Genomic DNA, 15924 nt, shown 5'->3' on the forward strand with positions numbered 1-15924 from the left:
CTGTCGTGCCGGTCCGGTGTGCCACGGGGTTCCCGTCCGGCGGATCGAGCCGGTTCTGTGCGACGGCGTGGAAAATCGTTTGCTTTGCGGCACGCGGCGGCGTCAACCTGTCACGGTTTGCTGTCGCCGCCGTCAAAGGACGGCGCGCGGCCCCGCCTCCGCGAGCCACTGGGACGTCATGCAGATCCAAGACCTTCCGTATCCCGACCCGGGCGTGCCCGACGCCCGCTCGGGCCCCCGATTCCTGCGGTGGCTCTTTCGGAATCAGCTGCCGGGCCAGCTCAAGTCCCTGGCTTGGGGACTGCTCCACTTCGCCTCCGTCGCCTCGCTCCCGTTCTGCGTGGGCATCGGCGTCCAGGCCGCCGTCGACCGTTCCGGCACCCGGCTCGCCCTGGCGGGCGGACTCATGGCCCTGGCCTGCGCGGGCAACGCGATCGGCGACACCTTCCTGCACCGGGCCGCCGTCACCAACTGGATCACCGCGGCCGCCCGTGTCCAGCAGTTGCTGGCCCGCAGGACCGCGACCCTGGGTTCCGCGCTGACCCGGCGCGTCGCGGCCGGCGAGGTCGTGGCCGTCTCCACCGGTGACGTCGAGAAGATCGGCTGGTTCGTCGAGGCCCTGTCCCGGTTCACCGCGGCCCTGGTCACCATCGTGCTGGTCTGCGTCGGCCTGGTTCTCTACCAGCCCGCGCTCGGTGTGGTCGTCGTCGTGGGCCTGCCCCTGCTGGCGCTCGCGGTCCTGCCGCTGCTGCCCCCCGCCACCCGGCGGGCCGACGTCCAGCGGGAGAAGGCCGGCCGGGCCACGGAACTCGCCTCGGACACGGTCGCCGGACTGCGCGTGCTGCGCGGCATCGGAGGCGAGGAGCTGTTCCTGGACCGCTACCGCCGTGCGTCCCAGGAAGTCCGCCACGCCGCCGTCCGCAGCGCCCGGATGTGGTCCCTGATCGCCGCGATCCAGGTGCTGCTGCCGGGACTCCTGCTGATCACGGTGGTCTGCTACGGAGTTCATCTGGCCCGTCAGGGGCGGATCGCCGTGGGTGAACTGGTCACCGTCTACAGCTCGGTGATGCTGCTCGCGTATCCTCTGCGCCACTTCGAGGAGATCGCGATGGCCTACTCCTTCTCCCGGCCGTCGGCCAAGCGCGCGGCGCGGGTGCTGTCGCTGGAGCGGGCCATGGACACCGCCGGCACGCGCGGCCCCGAGCGGCCCTCCGGCGACCTGTACGATCCGGCGACCGGCCTGCTCGCCACGGCGGGACGGCTCACCGCGGTGGTGTGCGGGGACCCGGACGCGGCGGGACACCTCGCCGAACGGCTCGGCGGACACGCGGCGCACGCCGCGCGGGACGGCTCGGTGCTGCTCGGCGGCGTGCCGCTCGACGAACTGCCGCTGGACTCCGCGCGCAGCTCCGTCCTCGTCCAGGACAAGGATCCGGTGCTGCTGTCCGGCACGCTGCGCGAACTGCTCGACGTCCCCGCGTCCGGGGCCGTCGAGGCGCGCGAGGCACTGGCCGCCGCGCAGTGCGGGGACGTACTGGCGGCGCTGGTGCAGGGTTCACCCGACGCCGCGGACCCGATGGACGCGCAGCTCACCGAGCGCGGACGGTCCCTCTCCGGCGGCCAGCGGCAGCGGCTGTCGCTGGCCCGGTCGCTGGTCACCGACCCGGAGGTCCTCGTTCTGGACGAGCCGACCTCCGCCGTCGACTCGCACACCGAGGCCCGGATCGCCGAGGGCCTGCGGGAACTGCGGTCGGGCCGTACGACCGTGGTCTTCACCTCGTCGCCCCTGCTGCTGGACCGGGCGGACCAGGTGGTCTTCCTGCACGACGGGACGGCCGTGGCCGTCGGCGGCCACCGCGAACTGGTGCGTGCCGAGCCCCGGTACCGGGCCGTGGTGACCCGCGAGACGGAGGCGGAGACCGGGCCGCGGACCGAGGCACAGCCCCGGGCGAAGAACGGGGCACGGGCCGAAACGGCCGGCCTGGCCGGCCTGGACCAGCTCATGGAGATCGAGGAGACAGCATGATCGGCGTGGCGCCACCGTCCTACGACCCGGCGGCCCCGACCACGGCCGGCACCCTGCCCGTGGGCGCGCCCACCACCGTCCGTGCCTATGTGGGTGAGCTGCTCCGCAGGCATCGCAGGGCCTTCGTGCTCCTGATCACGGTGAACACCGTCGCGGTGATCTCCTCGATGGTCGGCCCGTATCTGCTGGGCGACCTGGTGGAACGCGTCTCGGACCGCACGCGGGAGCTCCACCTGGGGCTCACCGCCGCACTGTTCGTGCTGGCGCTGGTCGTCCAGGCGGTGTTCGTGCGGCAGGTGCGGCTGCGCGGGGCGATGCTCGGCGAGCGGATGCTGGCCGATCTGCGTGAGGACTTCCTGGTGAGGTCGGTCGGGCTGCCGCCCGGTGTACTGGAGCGGGCCGGGACGGGGGACCTGCTGTCCCGGATCACGACCGACATCGACCGGCTCGGCAACGCGATGCGCGAGGCGGTGCCCCAGCTGGCCATCGGTGTGGTGTGGGTGGTGCTACTGCTGGGCGGTCTGGTCGTCACGGCCCCCGAACTGGCGCCGGCCGTGCTGGTCGCCGTTCCGCTGCTGGTGGCCGGCTGCCGCTGGTACTTCCGGCGGGCGCCAGCCGCGTACCGCTCCGAGGCCGCCGGGTACGCCGCCGTGGCCGCGGCGCTCGCCGAGACCGTGGACGCGGGACGGACCATCGAGGCGCACCGCCTCAGCGAGCGCCGGGTGAGGCTGTCGGACCAGCGGGTCAAGGAGTGGACGGCCTGGGAGCGCTACACGCTGTGGCTGCGGTCGGTGCTCTTCCCCGTCGTCAACATCACCCATGTGACCGTGCTCGGCTCGGTGCTGATGATCGGCGGTGTCTTCGTCCTGCAGGGCTGGATCGGTGTCGGCCAGTTGACGACCGGAGCGCTGCTGGCGCAGATGCTCGTCGACCCGGTGGGGCTGATCCTGCGCTGGTACGACGAGTTGCAGGTGGCCCAGGTGTCGCTGGCCCGGCTGGTCGGGGTACGGGACATCGAGCCCGACGCCGGTGACGCCTCCTTGGTCCCCGACGGGCGCCATGTGCGGGCCGAGCGGGTGCACTTCGGCTACCACGAGGGCGTCGACGTGCTGCGCAAGGTGTCGCTCGAGGTCGCGCCCGGCACCAGGCTGGCTCTGGTCGGCCCGTCGGGCGCGGGCAAGTCCACCCTGGGACGGCTGCTCGCCGGGGTCTACGCGCCCCGGGACGGCGCGGTGACCCTGGGCAGCGCCGAGCTGTCCCGGATGACCGCGGAACACGTCCGTACCCATGTGGCCCTGGTCAACCAGGAGCACCACGTCTTCGTGGGTTCCCTGCGCGACAACCTGCGGCTCGCCCGGACGGGTGCCGAGGACGCCGAGTTGTGGGCGGCGCTCGGCGCGGTCGACGCGGACGGCTGGGCGCGTGCGCTCGACGAGGGCCTCGACAGCGAGGTCGGCTCGGGCGGGCTGGCGCTCACCCCGGCCCAGGCACAGCAGATCGCGCTGGCCCGCCTGGTCCTGGCCGATCCGCACACGCTGGTGCTGGACGAGGCGACCTCGCTGCTCGACCCCCGCGCGGCCCGGCACCTGGAACGCTCACTGGCCCGCGTTCTGGACGGCCGCACCGTCGTCGCCATCGCCCACCGCCTGCACACCGCACATGACGCGGACGTCATCGCCGTCGTCGAGGAGGGCCGCATCAGCGAGCTGGGCAGCCACGACGAGCTGGTCGCGGCGGACGGCGCCTACGCGGCACTGTGGCGCTCCTGGCACGGGTGATCTCCCTCGCCCGACTGCCGAAACAGCGCCGGCGGGGACTGCGGACGCCGATCCGCTGCGACTTCGGCGGCGCCACCCGTGAGTTCGCGACCCGGCTCGCCCGGCGCGGACGCCGGCTTTCCTGCTCGGTCGGCATGGTGATCAGCACGTTGGGCCGACACCGGGTGGGTCATCACCGGGCACCGAGGAGTCCGGCGATCTCGCGGGCCGCGTCGCGAGCCGGCCGTCCGACGCCGATGAGCGTGGCGGAGGCAGGGCCCGTCCAGTCGCCGTAACCGAGGAGGTGCAGGCGGGGTTCCTCCACGGAGCGGGTGCCCTGGGTGGCGATGTGGCCGCGAGGGCCGCGCAGGCCCAGGGGTGACAGGTGCGAGAGGGCCGGCCGGAAGCCGGTGCACCAGATCACCGCGTCGGCGGGCGCCCGCGTACCGTCGGCCCGGACGACTCCGCCGCGCTCGAGGCGGACGAACATGGGCGCCGTCATGAGCAGTCCGGCGTCCCGGGCCTCGCGCACCGGTGGTACGGCGACGATGTCACCGAGCGAGGCGACGCCTCCGGTGTCGGTGCGGCCTTCGTCGAGGGCGCGGCGGCGGGCGGTGGCCGCGTCGAACAGGGCGCGGCCGTCGATGTCGTCGGCGAGGAAGCGGGGCGGACGCCGGGTCACCCAGGTCAGCTCGGTGTCGTACGCGAGGTCGGCGGCGATCTGCGCACCCGAGTTGCCGCCCCCGACGACGATCACACGGCGGCCCGCGAAGTCCTGCGGCCTCCGGTAGGAGACGGTGTGCAGTTGCCGGCCCTCGAAGTCATCACGGCCCGGGACGGCGGGGAGGAAGGGGCGCCACCAGGTACCGGTCGCGCTGATCACCGCGCGCGCGTGCCAGGTGCCGGAGTCGCTCTCCACTCTCAGCAGCCGTCCGTCGTCGTGCACGCCGAGCACCCGGACCGGCCGCTGCACGGGAAGCTCGTACCGCTTCTCGTAGTCGCTCAAGTACGCCACCACGTGTCCGGCGTCGGGGTACTCCTCGCCCGGCTGCGTCGGCATGAGGCGGCCGGGGAGGGAGGAGAAGGCGGCCGGCGAGAACAGGTGCAGCGAGTTCCAGGTGTGCTGCCAGGCCCCGCCAGGAGTGGCCTGGGCGTCGAGGACGACGAAGTCCAGGCCCTGGCGGCGCAGGTGGTAGCCGGCGGCGAGCCCTGCCTGACCGCCGCCGATCACCACCACGTCAGTGTGCTGTGTCATACCGCCCGCGCCGCCGCCCCGCGCGTGGTGCACCGTACGGTGCGGAGCATGACCTCGCCGGGTCGTCCGGGGCGGGGCGCCCCGCGTACGGCTCCCCCGCGCGCGCCACGGTTCACGACGAGCGCGTGCTCGTGGCGGACACCGGCGGCCGTGTCGGCCGTCCCCCGTGCGCGGCGGCCCGGGCGGTGCATCAGTGGTCCCTTCCGTCGGTGGTCAGTGTGGACGGGGTGAACTTCCTGCGCCAGGCCAGGGACACGTAGACCAGGCCGATCAGGACCGGCACCTCGATGAGCGGGCCGACGACGCCGGAGAGGGCCTGGCCGGAGGTGACGCCGAAGGTGGCGATGGCCACGGCGATGGCCAGTTCGAAGTTGTTGCCCGCCGCGGTGAAGGCGAGGGTGGTGGTCCGGTCGTAGGCGAGGCCGATCGCCTTGCCGAGGGCGAAGGTGCCGAACCACATCACGGCGAAGTAGACCAGCAGGGGCAGCGCGATGCGGGCGACGTCCAGCGGCTGCGAGGTGATGGTCTTGCCCTGCAGGGCGAAGAGGACGACGATCGTGAAGAGCAGGCCGTACAGCCCCCAGGGGCCGATCTTCGGCAGGAAGCCGTTCTCGTACCTCTCGCGGCCGAGCTTCTTCTCGCCGACGCGGCGGGTGAGGAACCCGGCCAGCAGCGGGACACCGAGGAAGACGACGACGTTCAGGGCGATCTTCCACATCGAGATGTCGAGGTTCTCGCCGTCGCCGAGGCCCAGCCAGCCGGGCAGCAGGTCGAGGTAGAACCAGCCGAGCAGACCGAAGGCCAGGACCTGGAAGACCGAGTTGAGGGCGACCAGGACGGCCGCCGCCTCGCGGTCGCCGCAGGCCAGGTCGTTCCAGATGATGACCATGGCGATGCAGCGGGCGAGACCGACGATGATCAGGCCGGTGCGGTACTCGGGCAGGTCCGGCAGGAAGATCCAGGCCAGGGCGAACATGACCGCCGGGCCGGCCACCCAGTTGACGGCCAGTGAGGAGATCATCAGCTTCCGGTCGCCCGTGACGGCGTCGAGCCTGTCGTAGCGGACCTTGGCCAGGACCGGGTACATCATGATCAGCAGGCCGACGGCGATGGGCAGCGAGATGCCGCCGATCTCCACCTTCGCCAGGACGTCGTTCAGTCCCGGGATGGCGCGGCCCAGGCCCAGGCCGAGGACCATCGCGAGGAGGATCCATACGGCGAGGAAGCGGTCGAGCGTCGACATCTTCGCGGCGATCGACGTTTCCCCGCCGGTGGTCGCGGGTGCTTCGGTGCGGGTCACGGACAGGCCCTCTTGTTCTCGGCGGCGTTGCGGGCGGACTCGGCCAGGTCGGCGAACCGGCCGGCGAGCGTGGCGAGGACGTCGGGGCGCAGCTTGTAGTACGTGTAGCGGCCGCACGGCTCCGTCTCGACCACCCCGGCCTCGCGCAGCACCCGCAGATGGTTGGAGAGGTTGGTCTGCCGGGCGCCGGTCTCCTCCACCAGGTGGGTGGTGCACAGCGTCTCTTGGGCGAGCAGGGTCACGATTCGCAGCCTGAGCGGGTCGGCCAGCACCCGGATCAGGTCAGTGTCGACTGACGTCATCATGGGCTGATACTCTCACATCAGTGGTGGCTGACACCACCGGGTGCCGACCTCACGTGCACCTGATTCCGTCGTGAGACAAGAGAGACCTCTGATGTCCGACAAGCCCTCCGTGCTCTTCGTCTGCGTCCACAACGCCGGCCGCTCCCAGATGGCCGCCGCGTGGCTGAGCCACCTGGCCGGGGACCGCGTCGAGGTCCGCTCCGCCGGCTCCACACCCGCCGACCGGGTCAACCCGGCCGCCGTCGAGGCCATGCGCGAGGTCGGCATCGACATCTCCGCCGAGACCCCGAAGATCCTGACCGTCGACGCGGTCAAGGAGTCGGACGTCTGCATCACCATGGGCTGCGGCGACACCTGCCCGGTCTTCCCCGGCAAGCGCTACCTGGACTGGACGCTGGAGGACCCGGCCGGCCAGGGCGTCGAGGCCGTCCGCCCGATCCGCGACGAGATCAAGGCGCTGGTCGAGGACCTGATCGAGGAGATCGCGCCGGAGAAGACGGCATGAGCACCACCACGGACGTCCGCGACGTCGTCGTCATCGGCTCCGGCCCCGCGGGCTGCACCGCGGCGCTCTACACCTAGTTCACCGAGTACCACGACCAGGTGCCGCGGCGTTCGTGGTTCAGCAGGCCCGCCTCGGTCATGATCTTCAAGTGACGGCGCACGGTCGGCTGCCGGAAGCCCGGGCGGTCGGCGAGGTCTCCCACACGGGCTTCGCCGGTCGGCGCACGCTCGATGACGCGGAGGATCCGCAGCCTGGTGGGGTCGGCGATGGCCTTGCGCATGAGGGCCGGCCGCTCGGCCTCGTCCCGCTCCATGAGCAGGCCTGCGAGGCCGGGGAACGGCGTGGTGGGCCGTGCGCGATCGGCCGGTCCCAGGTGCGGTGTGGGGCGGGTCCGGGCGCGGATTCGCCGTGTGCACGGTCCGTCACCGGGCGCCGCCGGGTACGGACCGTGCCGTTGCGCGGAGCCGAATCAGGGTGGAAGGGTGGAGTCAGGCACCGGCTCGGGGGACGCCCGGAGAACCGGGGTGCGGATGATGCCGGTGCCCCGTGCAGGCGCGGCCCGCAGCGGGCCACGGCGGGAACGGGCCCGTCCCCACCCCCTGGAGGTCCCCGTGAACAGAGCCGGCGGTTGGGGAGACGACGTCTACCAGCCCGACGGGTCCGAGGTCCAGGACGACGCCGGACTGCTCGACGCCGAGGACACTCTCGAGAACGACGGCGTCGACGATCCCCTCGACCGGGGCTGGTCCCCTCCCGAACGGCCATGGGCCGTGGAGCACCGCGGGGTGACGGCGTCGGAGCGCAGGACGGGCGAGACCCTGGACCAGCGGCTCGCCGAGGAGCTGCCCGAGCCCGCCGCCTTTGACGGTGACGGGCTCGGCGACAGCGAGGGCACCGACGGCGAACTCCTGGACAACGAGGTCGGCACCGCGCGCTCCGGCCGGCTCGTGGCTCCCGACGAAGGGGCCCACGAGGACGAGGAGACCGCCCTGGTCGCCACGGACGTCGGCATCGACGGGGCGGCGGCCTCGGCCGAGGAGGCCGCCATGCATGTCGTCGACGAGGACAACCTGCCCGGCTGACGCCACTGTTTCCCGGCCACGGCCCTCGGCAGGGCCGGAGCCGGCCGTCCGGACGGCTGGTCCGTCACCCGAACGGTCCCGGTGGTCCGGTTCGCCCGGGCCGTTCCGGTCGTCCGGGCCGACGGGATCGGTCGCACCGCGCGCCGCACGCATCGCCCACCTCGCACGAGGAGCATCCCCATGCAGCAGGACAAGCACCCCGACTACCACCCCGTCGTCTTCCGCGACCGGGCGGCCGGATACGCGTTCCTGACCCGGTCCACCGCGACCAGCGAACAGACGATCGAGTGGGACGACGGCGAGACCTATCCGGTCGTGGAGGTGGAGATCTCCTCGGAGAGCCACCCCTTCTACACGGGAAAGGCACGGACCGTGGACACGGAAGGACGCGTCGCCCGCTTCGAGCGCCGCTACGGCGGTGAAAGCTCCGGCTGAGCCGGCGGCCAGGTGACCACCGGGCCGCCGGCCACCTGGCGAGGGGCACGGCTCCTTCGTCCGTGCCTCAGATCACGTTGAGCGCGGCCGCACAGCCCACGCCGCCGAGCAGCATGAACCCTGGCATCAGCACCTTGATCTCCACCCAGCTGCCCGCCCGGAACCGCATCGCCTTCGGCGGCCCGAGGGGGTACCAGCGCCTGCGGCCCACCGGTATGGGCCACAGGATCGGGCAGCCGGAGATGGTCAGGGCATCGCCGATGTCGTGCACCAGCGCGCCCAGGACGATCGGCAGTCCCAGCCACAGGTACTCCTGGCCCGGTTCCGTGAACAGCCAGTCGGCGCCGTTGCCCGGCTGGTCCAGGATGTCCGCGAGGATCCAGGCACTGGTCGCGGCGAGCAGCCACACCAGGACCTCGCTGCTGGTGCCCCGGGTCGCCCGCCACAGCAGGCCCTCGATGGCCAGCACCATGTGGACGAAGAGGAGCGCCAGCACCGCCCACCGGCCGCCCGTGATCGCCAGGACGGACGCGCCCCCTCCGATCAGGACCGCCCACAGCCATGTGTGGGTGAGGGTGCGGTGGCCGCCGGAGCGGCGCGGGTCGCCCGGTTTGCGGGTGGCCTTGTAGACGGAGTACGAGAGCTTGTCGACGATCTCGCACAGCCTCCGGGACACCGGCCCGAAGGACCGCGATATCGTCGCGGCCTTGTGGTCCAGGTCCGGAGCGAGGGCGGCGCCGGCGCATATCAGCGCGCCGACCAGAAGCACCGGCCAGGGCATCGGTTTCCCTGCGGCTGCCATCGCCGCGCCCACTCCGAGCCACGCCGCGGCACCCGACAGTGAGTGTGCTGGTCCCATCATCCCCGTTGCCCACCCTGTTCTTCCTGTGCCGCTGTCCGGTTGACCAGGTGCGCTGCCGCCCCTTCGGCGACACAGCGTAGCGTTCGCGATCTTCCTGACCGAATCCGATTCCCGCGCGGGGCCCGGCGGCAGGCAAGATGGGTGCGTGACCCTCATCGATCAGCTGCCGCCGACCGCAGACCCCGACGCCCTGTACCAAGCCTTCGAGTCGTGGTCCGGGGAACGCGGTCTCACGCTCTATCCCCACCAGGAGGAGGCGCTGATCGAGGTGGTCTCCGGGGCGAACGTGATCGTCTCGACACCCACCGGCTCGGGCAAGAGCATGATCGCGGCCGCCGCGCACTTCGCCGCGCTGGCGCGGGACGAGGTCACTTTCTACACCGCGCCGATCAAGGCGCTGGTGTCGGAGAAGTTCTTCGAACTGTGCAAGATCTTCGGCACGGAGAACGTCGGCATGCTGACCGGCGACGCGTCCGTGAACGCCGATGCCCCGGTCATCTGCTGCACCGCCGAGGTGCTGGCGTCGATCGCGCTGCGCGACGGCAGGAACGCCGACGTCGGCCAGGTCGTCATGGACGAGTTCCACTTCTACGCGGAGCAGGACCGGGGCTGGGCCTGGCAGATTCCGCTGCTGGAACTGCCGCAGGCGCAGTTCGTGCTGATGTCGGCGACGCTCGGCGACGTCTCCTTCTTCGAGAAGGACCTCGCCCGCCGCACCGGCCGTCCCACGTCGGTGGTCCGTTCGGCGACCCGGCCGGTCCCACTGTCCTACGAGTACCGCTACACGCCGCTCACCGAGACGCTCACGGACCTGCTGGCGGCCCGGCAGGCACCGGTCTACATCGTGCACTTCACGCAGGCCCAGGCGGTGGAGCGGGCGCAGGCGCTGATGAGCATCAACATGTGCACGCGCGAGGAGAAGGAAAAGATCGCCGACCTGATCGGCAGCTTCCGCTTCACCACCAAGTTCGGCCGCAACCTGTCCCGTTACGTGCGGCACGGCATCGGTGTGCACCACGCCGGCATGCTGCCCAAGTACCGGCGGCTGGTGGAGAAGCTCGCCCAGGCCGGCCTGCTGAAGGTCATCTGCGGTACGGACACGCTGGGCGTGGGGGTCAACGTCCCGATCCGCACGGTGCTGTTCACCGCCCTGACCAAGTACGACGGGAACCGGGTGCGCACGCTGCGGGCCCGCGAGTTCCACCAGATCGCGGGCCGGGCCGGCCGGGCCGGCTTCGACACCGAGGGGTTCGTCGTCGCGCAGGCCCCCGAGCACGTCGTCGAGAACGAGAAGGCGCTGGCCAAGGCGGGCGACGACCCGAAGAAGCGCCGCAAGGTGGTCCGCAAGAAGGCGCCGGAGGGATTCGTCGCCTGGTCGGAGCAGACCTTCGAGAAGCTCATCGGTTCCGATCCAGAGCCGCTGACCTCCCGTTTCCGGGTGACGCACACCATGCTGCTGTCGGTGATCGCCCGACCCGGCAACGCCTTCGATGCGATGCGACACCTCCTCGAGGACAACCACGAGCCGCGCAAACAGCAGCTCCGGCACATCCGGCGGGCGATCGCCATCTACCGCTCGCTGCTGGACGGCGGCATCGTCGAGAAGCTGGACAGCCCGGACGCCGAGGGGCGGATCGTCCGGCTCACCGTGGACCTGCAGCAGGACTTCGCGCTGAACCAGCCGCTGTCCACCTTCGCGCTGGCCGCGTTCGAGCTGCTGGACCCCGAGTCGCCGTCCTACGCGCTCGACATGGTGTCCGTGGTGGAGTCCACGCTGGACGACCCTCGCCAGATCCTCGCCGCACAGCAGAACAAGGCGCGCGGCGAGGCGGTCGCCCTGATGAAGGCGGACGGCGTCGAGTACGAGGAGCGCATGGAGCGCCTCCAGGACATCACGTACCCGAAGCCGTTGGAGGAGCTGCTCTTCCACGCGTACGACACCTACCGCAAGAGTCACCCGTGGGTCGGTGACCATCCGCTGTCGCCGAAGTCCGTGGTGCGGGACATGTACGAACGGGCCATGTCCTTCACCGAGTTGGTGTCCCACTACGAACTGGCCCGGACCGAGGGCATCGTGCTGCGGTACCTGGCCAGCGCCTACAAGGCCCTGGAGCACACCGTCCCGGACGACCTGAAGTCCGAGGATCTCCAGGATCTGATCGCCTGGCTGGGCGAGATGGTGCGTCAGGTCGACTCGAGTCTGCTGGACGAGTGGGAGCAGCTGGCCAACCCCGCGGAGATGACCGCCGAGGAGGCCCAGGAGAAGGCCGACCAGGTCAAGCCGGTCACCGCCAACGCGCGCGCCTTCCGTGTCCTGGTCCGCAACGCCATGTTCCGCCGTGTCGAACTGGCCGCTCTGGACCAGGTGGACGCGCTGGGCGAGCTGGACGCCGAGGCCGGCTGGGACGCCGGCGCCTGGGGCGAGGCCATGGACAGGTATTGGGACGAGTACGAGGAACTCGGCACCGGCCCCGACGCCCGCGGTCCCAAGCTGCTGCTGATCGAAGAGGAGCCGGACAACGGCCTGTGGCGGGTCCGGCAGATCTTCGACGACCCGAACGGCGACCACGACTGGGGCGTCAGCGCCCAGGTCGACCTCACCGCCTCCGACGCGGAGGGCCGTGCGGTCCTCCGGGTCACCGATGTCGGCCAGCTGTGAACGCAGGAGCGATGTGCCCATGACGAACCCGACCGAGAGCCTCGTCGCCCTGCTCGACCTGGAGCAGATCGAGGTCAACATTTTCCGTGGCCGCAGTCCGCAGGAGTCGCTGCAGCGGGTCTTCGGCGGCCAGGTGGCAGGCCAGGCGCTCGTCGCCGCGGGCCGTACCACGGAGGGCGACCGCCCCGTGCACTCGCTGCACGCGTACTTCCTGCGCCCCGGCCGGCCCGGGGTTCCGATCGTGTACCAGGTCGAACGGGTGCGGGACGGCCGGTCGTTCACGACCCGCCGGGTCACCGCCGTGCAGCAGGGCCGCACGATCTTCACTCTCACCGCCTCCTTCCACAAGCCTGAACAGGGGAGTTTCGAGCACCAGCTGCCGCCGGCCCGCGAGGTCGCGGATCCGGAGTCGCTGCCGACGGTCACGGAGGAGATCCGCGAGCATCTGGGCGAGCTGCCGGAGCAGTTGGAGCGGATGGCCCGCCGTCAGCCCTTCGACATCCGCTACGCGGACCGGCTGCGCTGGGACCCGGACGACGTCAAGGACGCCGAACCGCGCAGCGCCGTGTGGATGCGCGCGGTGGGCCCGCTCGGCGACGATCCGCTGGTGCACACCTGCGCCCTGACCTACGCCAGTGACATGACACTGTTGGACGCCGTCCGGCTCCCGGTGGAACCCTTGTGGGGTCCGCGCGGCTTCGACATGGCATCACTCGACCACGCGATGTGGTTCCACCGCCCGTTCCGCGCGGACGAGTGGTTCCTGTACGACCAGGAGTCACCGATCGCCGTGGGCGGGCGCGGTCTGGCCCGGGGGCGGATCTACGACCGTGAGGGGCGGATGCTGGTGTCCGTCGTTCAGGAGGGCCTGTTCCGGGCCCTGTAGATCACAGGGCGGACCACCCGGGACGGCCGCCCCGCCGGGCAGCCGTCGCCGGGCGCCCGGCCCTCGCCTTCTGCCGCGCCACCGGACGAGCAGCGCACGGAACATCCCGCGTGGGCGCTCCGGCTCCCGGGGCGTCGGCCCCGCCGGTGCGGGGCGGTGGGGGGCGGAAGCCGGGCGGGACGCCGGCCAGGTGTTCGCGGGCCTGCGCCAGCAGCCGTGCCAGGTCCGCCTGGAGCCGGGCGATCTCGTCGGGGTCCTGAGCGGTCACGAGGGTCTCCGCGAGGACGGCGGCTGGTGAGCCCGGGGCTCCGTGGGAAGGCCGCCCGGGACAGAACCGGCTGAGGTGGGAACGTTCGTAGGGGTCCCTGACCACCTCGGCGACGTGCGGTGGATCGAGCAGGGAGGCGAGGGCTCCGGCGCGCGACCACGGGTCGGTGGCCCTTCGGAGCAGAACGGCGAGACGGCGGGTGCGCCAGTTACGGGCCCGCAGGTCGAGGCCGGTGTCGAGCTGTCCCCCGAGGTTGTCGGGCGTGCGGCCCCTCAGCAGCACGGTGTTCTTCTCGTCCGCCGTGAACTGCCGTAGTTCCTCGGCGGGATAGAACCAGACCACGGCACGGTGGCGGTTGAGGCAGAACCTCGCGGGGACCAGCAGTCCCAGCCGGGCCAGGCGCGTGAACCGGCCCTTGGTCACCCCCATGAGCAGCGCGCCCTCCGTGGTGCCCACCGTCCTGACGCTCTCCCGCAGGGCCTTTGGGGGACCTGGACGGGTCTGCAGCCGTTGGAGCTCGTCACGGCCGACGCGGCGGCCGGCGCCCCGCTCACCGGAGGTGACGCGGATCCGGCCGAGGTCCACGGCGAGGTCGAACTCGCTTGCCCCGAGGCCGGGTTCCCGTGCCACGCGGCCTGCCGTGACCCGGGAACCAACAGTCGCGACGTCGTGTGTGGCGGTGTTTTCGGACATGGTCGTCTCCCCCCGTGGAGTGCGTGCGGCCGACGCCGGGTGCGTCGCCCGGAGAAAACGTATCCGGTTCGTCACTCTTCGTGGCGAGCCTGTGGACAACTCCGCGGAGGTCGACGAACGTGCAGGTCAGCCGCCTGCGGGGTCCTCGGGTTCCGGTCGGCGGGCGTCCACGTCCAGATGTTCGCCGACCCTGTTGACCAGCAGGGTCATCTCGTACGCGATCCGGCCGATGTCGGCCTCGGCCCCGCTGAGCACGCACAGGCAGCTGCCGGCGCCGGCCGCGGTGACGAAGAGCACCGCGTCGTCGAACTCGATCATCGTCTGGCGCATCCCGCCCGCGCCGAAGTGCTGTCCGGAGCCCTTGGCCAGACTGTGCAGTCCGGACGACACGGCGGCCAAGTACTCCGCGTCCTCGCTTCGCAGCCCCGTGCTCCTCCCGGTCACCAGTCCGTCGTTGGACAGGACCAGTGCGTGCCGCACCTCCTCGACTCGCTGGGTCAGGTCGTCCAGCAGCCAGCCGAGTCCCCGGTTTTGTGTCATGCCGTGAATCTCCCCCTTGCTCTGCCCCGTGCAGATTCCTCCGCCAGCCTTCCCCACGAGCGGGCACCGGACAAGGAGGATAGAAGCCATGGGGCAGAGGATGACCGACGAGGAATGGCGGGAGTTCGTCTCGTACGGAACCCGGACCGCCAAGCTTTCCACCGTGTGCGCCGACGGCAGTCCGCACGTGGCCCCGATCTGGTTCGTGCTCGACGGGGACGACATCGTGTTCAACACCGGCGAGGCGACGGTGAAGGGACACAACCTCGCCCGTGACGGGCGGGTCGCCCTGTGCGTGGACGACGACCGGCCGCCGTTCGCCTTCGTGGTGCTGCGGGGCCGGGCACGGATCTCCGGGGACGCCGGGGACCTGGTGCGCTGGGCCACACGGATCGCCGCACGGTACATGGGCGAGGACCGCGCCGAGGAGTTCGGGGAGCGCAACGGCGTGCCGGGCGAACTCCTCGTCCGCGTCGCCGTCGAGAAGGTCCTGGCGGAGAAGAACGTCGCGGACTGACCGCCGGGCCGGTGGCCGGATCCGGTGGCTCGGCCGCGCGCGATCGCGTCCGGATCACGGGGAGGGCGAGGGGCGGGGGCGAGCCGCCGCGGGGTGCCGGGGTGCGGGCCGACAGGTGGGGGATCATGCCGGACATGAGCGACGACCACACACACGTCCAGGAGTTCTTCACCGCGCGCGCCGCCGACTGGGAACACCGGTTCCCCGACGACGGTCCCGTCTACGCGGCCGCGGTCGCCGGGCTCGGGCTGCGCGAGGGCGACCGGGTCCTTGATGCCGGCTGTGGCACCGGGCGGGCCCTGCCCCCGCTGCGGGCGGCCGTGGGGCCCTCCGGGACGGTCCTCGGGGCGGATCTGACTCCGGCCATGCTGCGGGAGGCCGCGCGGGCGGGACGGGATCGTGACGGCACGCTGCTGCTCACGGATGTCGCCGCGCTGCCGCTGCGTCCGGGGTCGCTAGACGCCGTGTTCGCGGCGGGTCTGATCGCGCACCTGCCCGACCCGGCCGTGAATCTCAGGGAGCTGGCTCGGGTGGTGCGGCCCGGTGGGGTCCTCGCGTTGTTCCATCCGGTCGGCAGGGCGGCGCTCGCTGCCCGCCGGGGTCGCACGATCACGCCGGACGACCTCCGCGCGGAACCCCACCTCCGTCCGCTGCTGGCCGGTTCGGGCTGGCGCATGACGTCCTACACCGACGAGGACACACGGTTCCTGGCACTGGCCGTCCGGGAGGGCTGACCTCGTCGGCCGGGTGCCGCTGTGCGATCCACGCGGCGGCGGGTGTGCGATCGGGGGTGATTCGCCCCGGACGGGATGGAAAATTGCAGGTCCAGGCCCA

Annotated in this window: 16 protein-coding genes; 9 read left to right on the top strand and 7 right to left on the bottom strand. The window is 71.7% G+C overall.

Going from position 1 to position 15924, the window contains the following annotated elements; genetic code table 11:
- Positions 1-178 precede the first annotated feature (178 nt).
- Both ACWZEH_RS03410 and ACWZEH_RS03415 read left to right on the top strand, forming a co-directional pair.
- Entirely contained in the window at positions 179-2026 is a 1848-nt protein-coding gene (locus ACWZEH_RS03410; protein ID WP_456195480.1) for an ABC transporter transmembrane domain-containing protein, read from the top strand.
- On the top strand, positions 2023-3804 hold the full coding sequence (locus tag ACWZEH_RS03415; RefSeq protein ID WP_456195482.1) for an ABC transporter ATP-binding protein: 1782 nt from the start codon (positions 2023-2025) through the stop codon (positions 3802-3804). The genes ACWZEH_RS03410 and ACWZEH_RS03415 overlap by 4 nt, the downstream gene beginning before the upstream one ends.
- 172 nt (positions 3805-3976) lie before the next feature.
- On the opposite strand, the gene ACWZEH_RS03420 is transcribed toward ACWZEH_RS03415, so the two are convergent.
- The 3 genes from ACWZEH_RS03420 to ACWZEH_RS03430 all read right to left on the bottom strand — a co-directional run bounded on the left by ACWZEH_RS03420 (position 3977) and on the right by ACWZEH_RS03430 (position 6643).
- The gene (locus tag ACWZEH_RS03420; RefSeq protein ID WP_456195484.1) at positions 3977-5038 is read right to left on the bottom strand and encodes an ArsO family NAD(P)H-dependent flavin-containing monooxygenase; all 1062 of its coding nucleotides are present in this window, start codon (positions 5036-5038) and stop codon (positions 3977-3979) included.
- A 190-nt stretch (positions 5039-5228) separates the two neighbouring features.
- Positions 5229-6338 carry an ACR3 family arsenite efflux transporter gene (arsB, locus tag ACWZEH_RS03425; RefSeq protein WP_456195486.1) on the bottom strand — a complete coding sequence of 370 codons (1110 nt, stop codon included), beginning with the start codon at positions 6336-6338 and terminating at the stop codon, positions 5229-5231.
- Positions 6335-6643, bottom strand: coding sequence for an ArsR/SmtB family transcription factor (locus ACWZEH_RS03430; protein ID WP_456195488.1), 309 nt, complete (start codon positions 6641-6643; stop codon positions 6335-6337). Before ACWZEH_RS03430 ends, arsB begins: the two co-directional genes overlap by 4 nt.
- Before the next feature lie 91 nt (positions 6644-6734).
- Here ACWZEH_RS03430 and ACWZEH_RS03435 point away from each other — a divergent pair, with 91 nt between their 5' ends.
- Positions 6735-7148 carry an arsenate reductase ArsC gene (locus ACWZEH_RS03435; protein WP_456195490.1) on the top strand — a complete coding sequence of 138 codons (414 nt, stop codon included), beginning with the start codon at positions 6735-6737 and terminating at the stop codon, positions 7146-7148.
- 73 nt (positions 7149-7221) lie between these two features.
- Here the strand turns inward: ACWZEH_RS03435 and ACWZEH_RS03440 are convergent, their stop codons facing one another.
- Positions 7222-7461, bottom strand: coding sequence for an ArsR/SmtB family transcription factor (locus tag ACWZEH_RS03440; RefSeq protein ID WP_456195491.1), 240 nt, complete (start codon positions 7459-7461; stop codon positions 7222-7224).
- Between the two features lie 298 nt (positions 7462-7759).
- On the opposite strand from ACWZEH_RS03440, the gene ACWZEH_RS03445 reads away from it, so the two are divergent.
- Together ACWZEH_RS03445 and ACWZEH_RS03450 are read left to right on the top strand one after the other, a co-directional pair.
- Positions 7760-8230 carry a DUF5709 domain-containing protein gene (locus tag ACWZEH_RS03445; RefSeq protein WP_456195492.1) on the top strand — a complete coding sequence of 157 codons (471 nt, stop codon included), beginning with the start codon at positions 7760-7762 and terminating at the stop codon, positions 8228-8230.
- Positions 8231-8410: 180 nt separating this feature from the next.
- Positions 8411-8665: a type B 50S ribosomal protein L31 gene (locus ACWZEH_RS03450; RefSeq protein WP_456195494.1), complete on the top strand. Its 255-nt coding sequence runs from the start codon at positions 8411-8413 to the stop codon at positions 8663-8665.
- A 67-nt stretch (positions 8666-8732) separates the two neighbouring features.
- Here ACWZEH_RS03450 and ACWZEH_RS03455 read toward each other — a convergent pair whose 3' ends face one another.
- Positions 8733-9527, bottom strand: coding sequence for a metal-dependent hydrolase (locus ACWZEH_RS03455; protein ID WP_456195496.1), 795 nt, complete (start codon positions 9525-9527; stop codon positions 8733-8735).
- A gap of 145 nt (positions 9528-9672) precedes the next feature.
- On the opposite strand from ACWZEH_RS03455, the gene ACWZEH_RS03460 reads away from it, so the two are divergent.
- Together ACWZEH_RS03460 and ACWZEH_RS03465 are read left to right on the top strand one after the other, a co-directional pair.
- Positions 9673-12186, top strand: coding sequence for a DEAD/DEAH box helicase (locus ACWZEH_RS03460; RefSeq protein WP_456195498.1), 2514 nt, complete (start codon positions 9673-9675; stop codon positions 12184-12186).
- A gap of 19 nt (positions 12187-12205) precedes the next feature.
- A complete protein-coding gene (locus ACWZEH_RS03465; RefSeq protein WP_456195499.1) occupies positions 12206-13072 on the top strand; it encodes an acyl-CoA thioesterase in 867 nt (288 codons plus the stop codon).
- Position 13073: 1 nt separating this feature from the next.
- Here the strand turns inward: ACWZEH_RS03465 and ACWZEH_RS03470 are convergent, their stop codons facing one another.
- Both ACWZEH_RS03470 and ACWZEH_RS03475 read right to left on the bottom strand, forming a co-directional pair.
- Positions 13074-14033, bottom strand: a complete 960-nt coding sequence (locus tag ACWZEH_RS03470; protein ID WP_456195501.1) for a DUF6397 family protein — start codon at positions 14031-14033, stop codon at positions 13074-13076.
- A 126-nt stretch (positions 14034-14159) separates the two neighbouring features.
- A complete protein-coding gene (locus ACWZEH_RS03475) occupies positions 14160-14573 on the bottom strand; it encodes a roadblock/LC7 domain-containing protein (protein ID WP_456195503.1) in 414 nt (137 codons plus the stop codon).
- An 88-nt stretch (positions 14574-14661) separates the two neighbouring features.
- On the opposite strand from ACWZEH_RS03475, the gene ACWZEH_RS03480 reads away from it, so the two are divergent.
- A complete protein-coding gene (locus tag ACWZEH_RS03480) occupies positions 14662-15090 on the top strand; it encodes a PPOX class F420-dependent oxidoreductase (RefSeq protein ID WP_456195505.1) in 429 nt (142 codons plus the stop codon).
- Positions 15091-15224: 134 nt separating this feature from the next.
- A complete protein-coding gene (locus tag ACWZEH_RS03485) occupies positions 15225-15824 on the top strand; it encodes a class I SAM-dependent methyltransferase (RefSeq protein WP_456195507.1) in 600 nt (199 codons plus the stop codon).
- Positions 15825-15924 lie beyond the last annotated feature (100 nt).

The organism is Streptomyces yamdrokensis (assembly GCF_053890455.1).

Bases quoted from the DNA above. Each gene is read 5' to 3' on its own strand.
- ACWZEH_RS03410 (WP_456195480.1), top strand. From the start codon at position 179: ATGCAGATCCAAGACCTTCCGTATCCCGACCCGGGCGTGCCCGACGCC.
- ACWZEH_RS03415 (WP_456195482.1), top strand. From the start codon at position 2,023: ATGATCGGCGTGGCGCCACCGTCCTACGACCCGGCGGCCCCGACCACG.
- ACWZEH_RS03420 (WP_456195484.1), bottom strand. From the start codon at position 5,038: ATGACACAGCACACTGACGTGGTGGTGATCGGCGGCGGTCAGGCAGGG.
- ACWZEH_RS03430 (WP_456195488.1), bottom strand. From the start codon at position 6,643: ATGATGACGTCAGTCGACACTGACCTGATCCGGGTGCTGGCCGACCCG.
- ACWZEH_RS03435 (WP_456195490.1), top strand. From the start codon at position 6,735: ATGTCCGACAAGCCCTCCGTGCTCTTCGTCTGCGTCCACAACGCCGGC.
- ACWZEH_RS03440 (WP_456195491.1), bottom strand. From the start codon at position 7,461: ATGGAGCGGGACGAGGCCGAGCGGCCGGCCCTCATGCGCAAGGCCATC.
- ACWZEH_RS03450 (WP_456195494.1), top strand. From the start codon at position 8,411: ATGCAGCAGGACAAGCACCCCGACTACCACCCCGTCGTCTTCCGCGAC.
- ACWZEH_RS03455 (WP_456195496.1), bottom strand. From the start codon at position 9,527: ATGATGGGACCAGCACACTCACTGTCGGGTGCCGCGGCGTGGCTCGGA.
- ACWZEH_RS03465 (WP_456195499.1), top strand. From the start codon at position 12,206: ATGACGAACCCGACCGAGAGCCTCGTCGCCCTGCTCGACCTGGAGCAG.
- ACWZEH_RS03470 (WP_456195501.1), bottom strand. From the start codon at position 14,033: ATGTCCGAAAACACCGCCACACACGACGTCGCGACTGTTGGTTCCCGG.
- ACWZEH_RS03475 (WP_456195503.1), bottom strand. From the start codon at position 14,573: ATGACACAAAACCGGGGACTCGGCTGGCTGCTGGACGACCTGACCCAG.
- ACWZEH_RS03480 (WP_456195505.1), top strand. From the start codon at position 14,662: ATGGGGCAGAGGATGACCGACGAGGAATGGCGGGAGTTCGTCTCGTAC.
- ACWZEH_RS03485 (WP_456195507.1), top strand. From the start codon at position 15,225: ATGAGCGACGACCACACACACGTCCAGGAGTTCTTCACCGCGCGCGCC.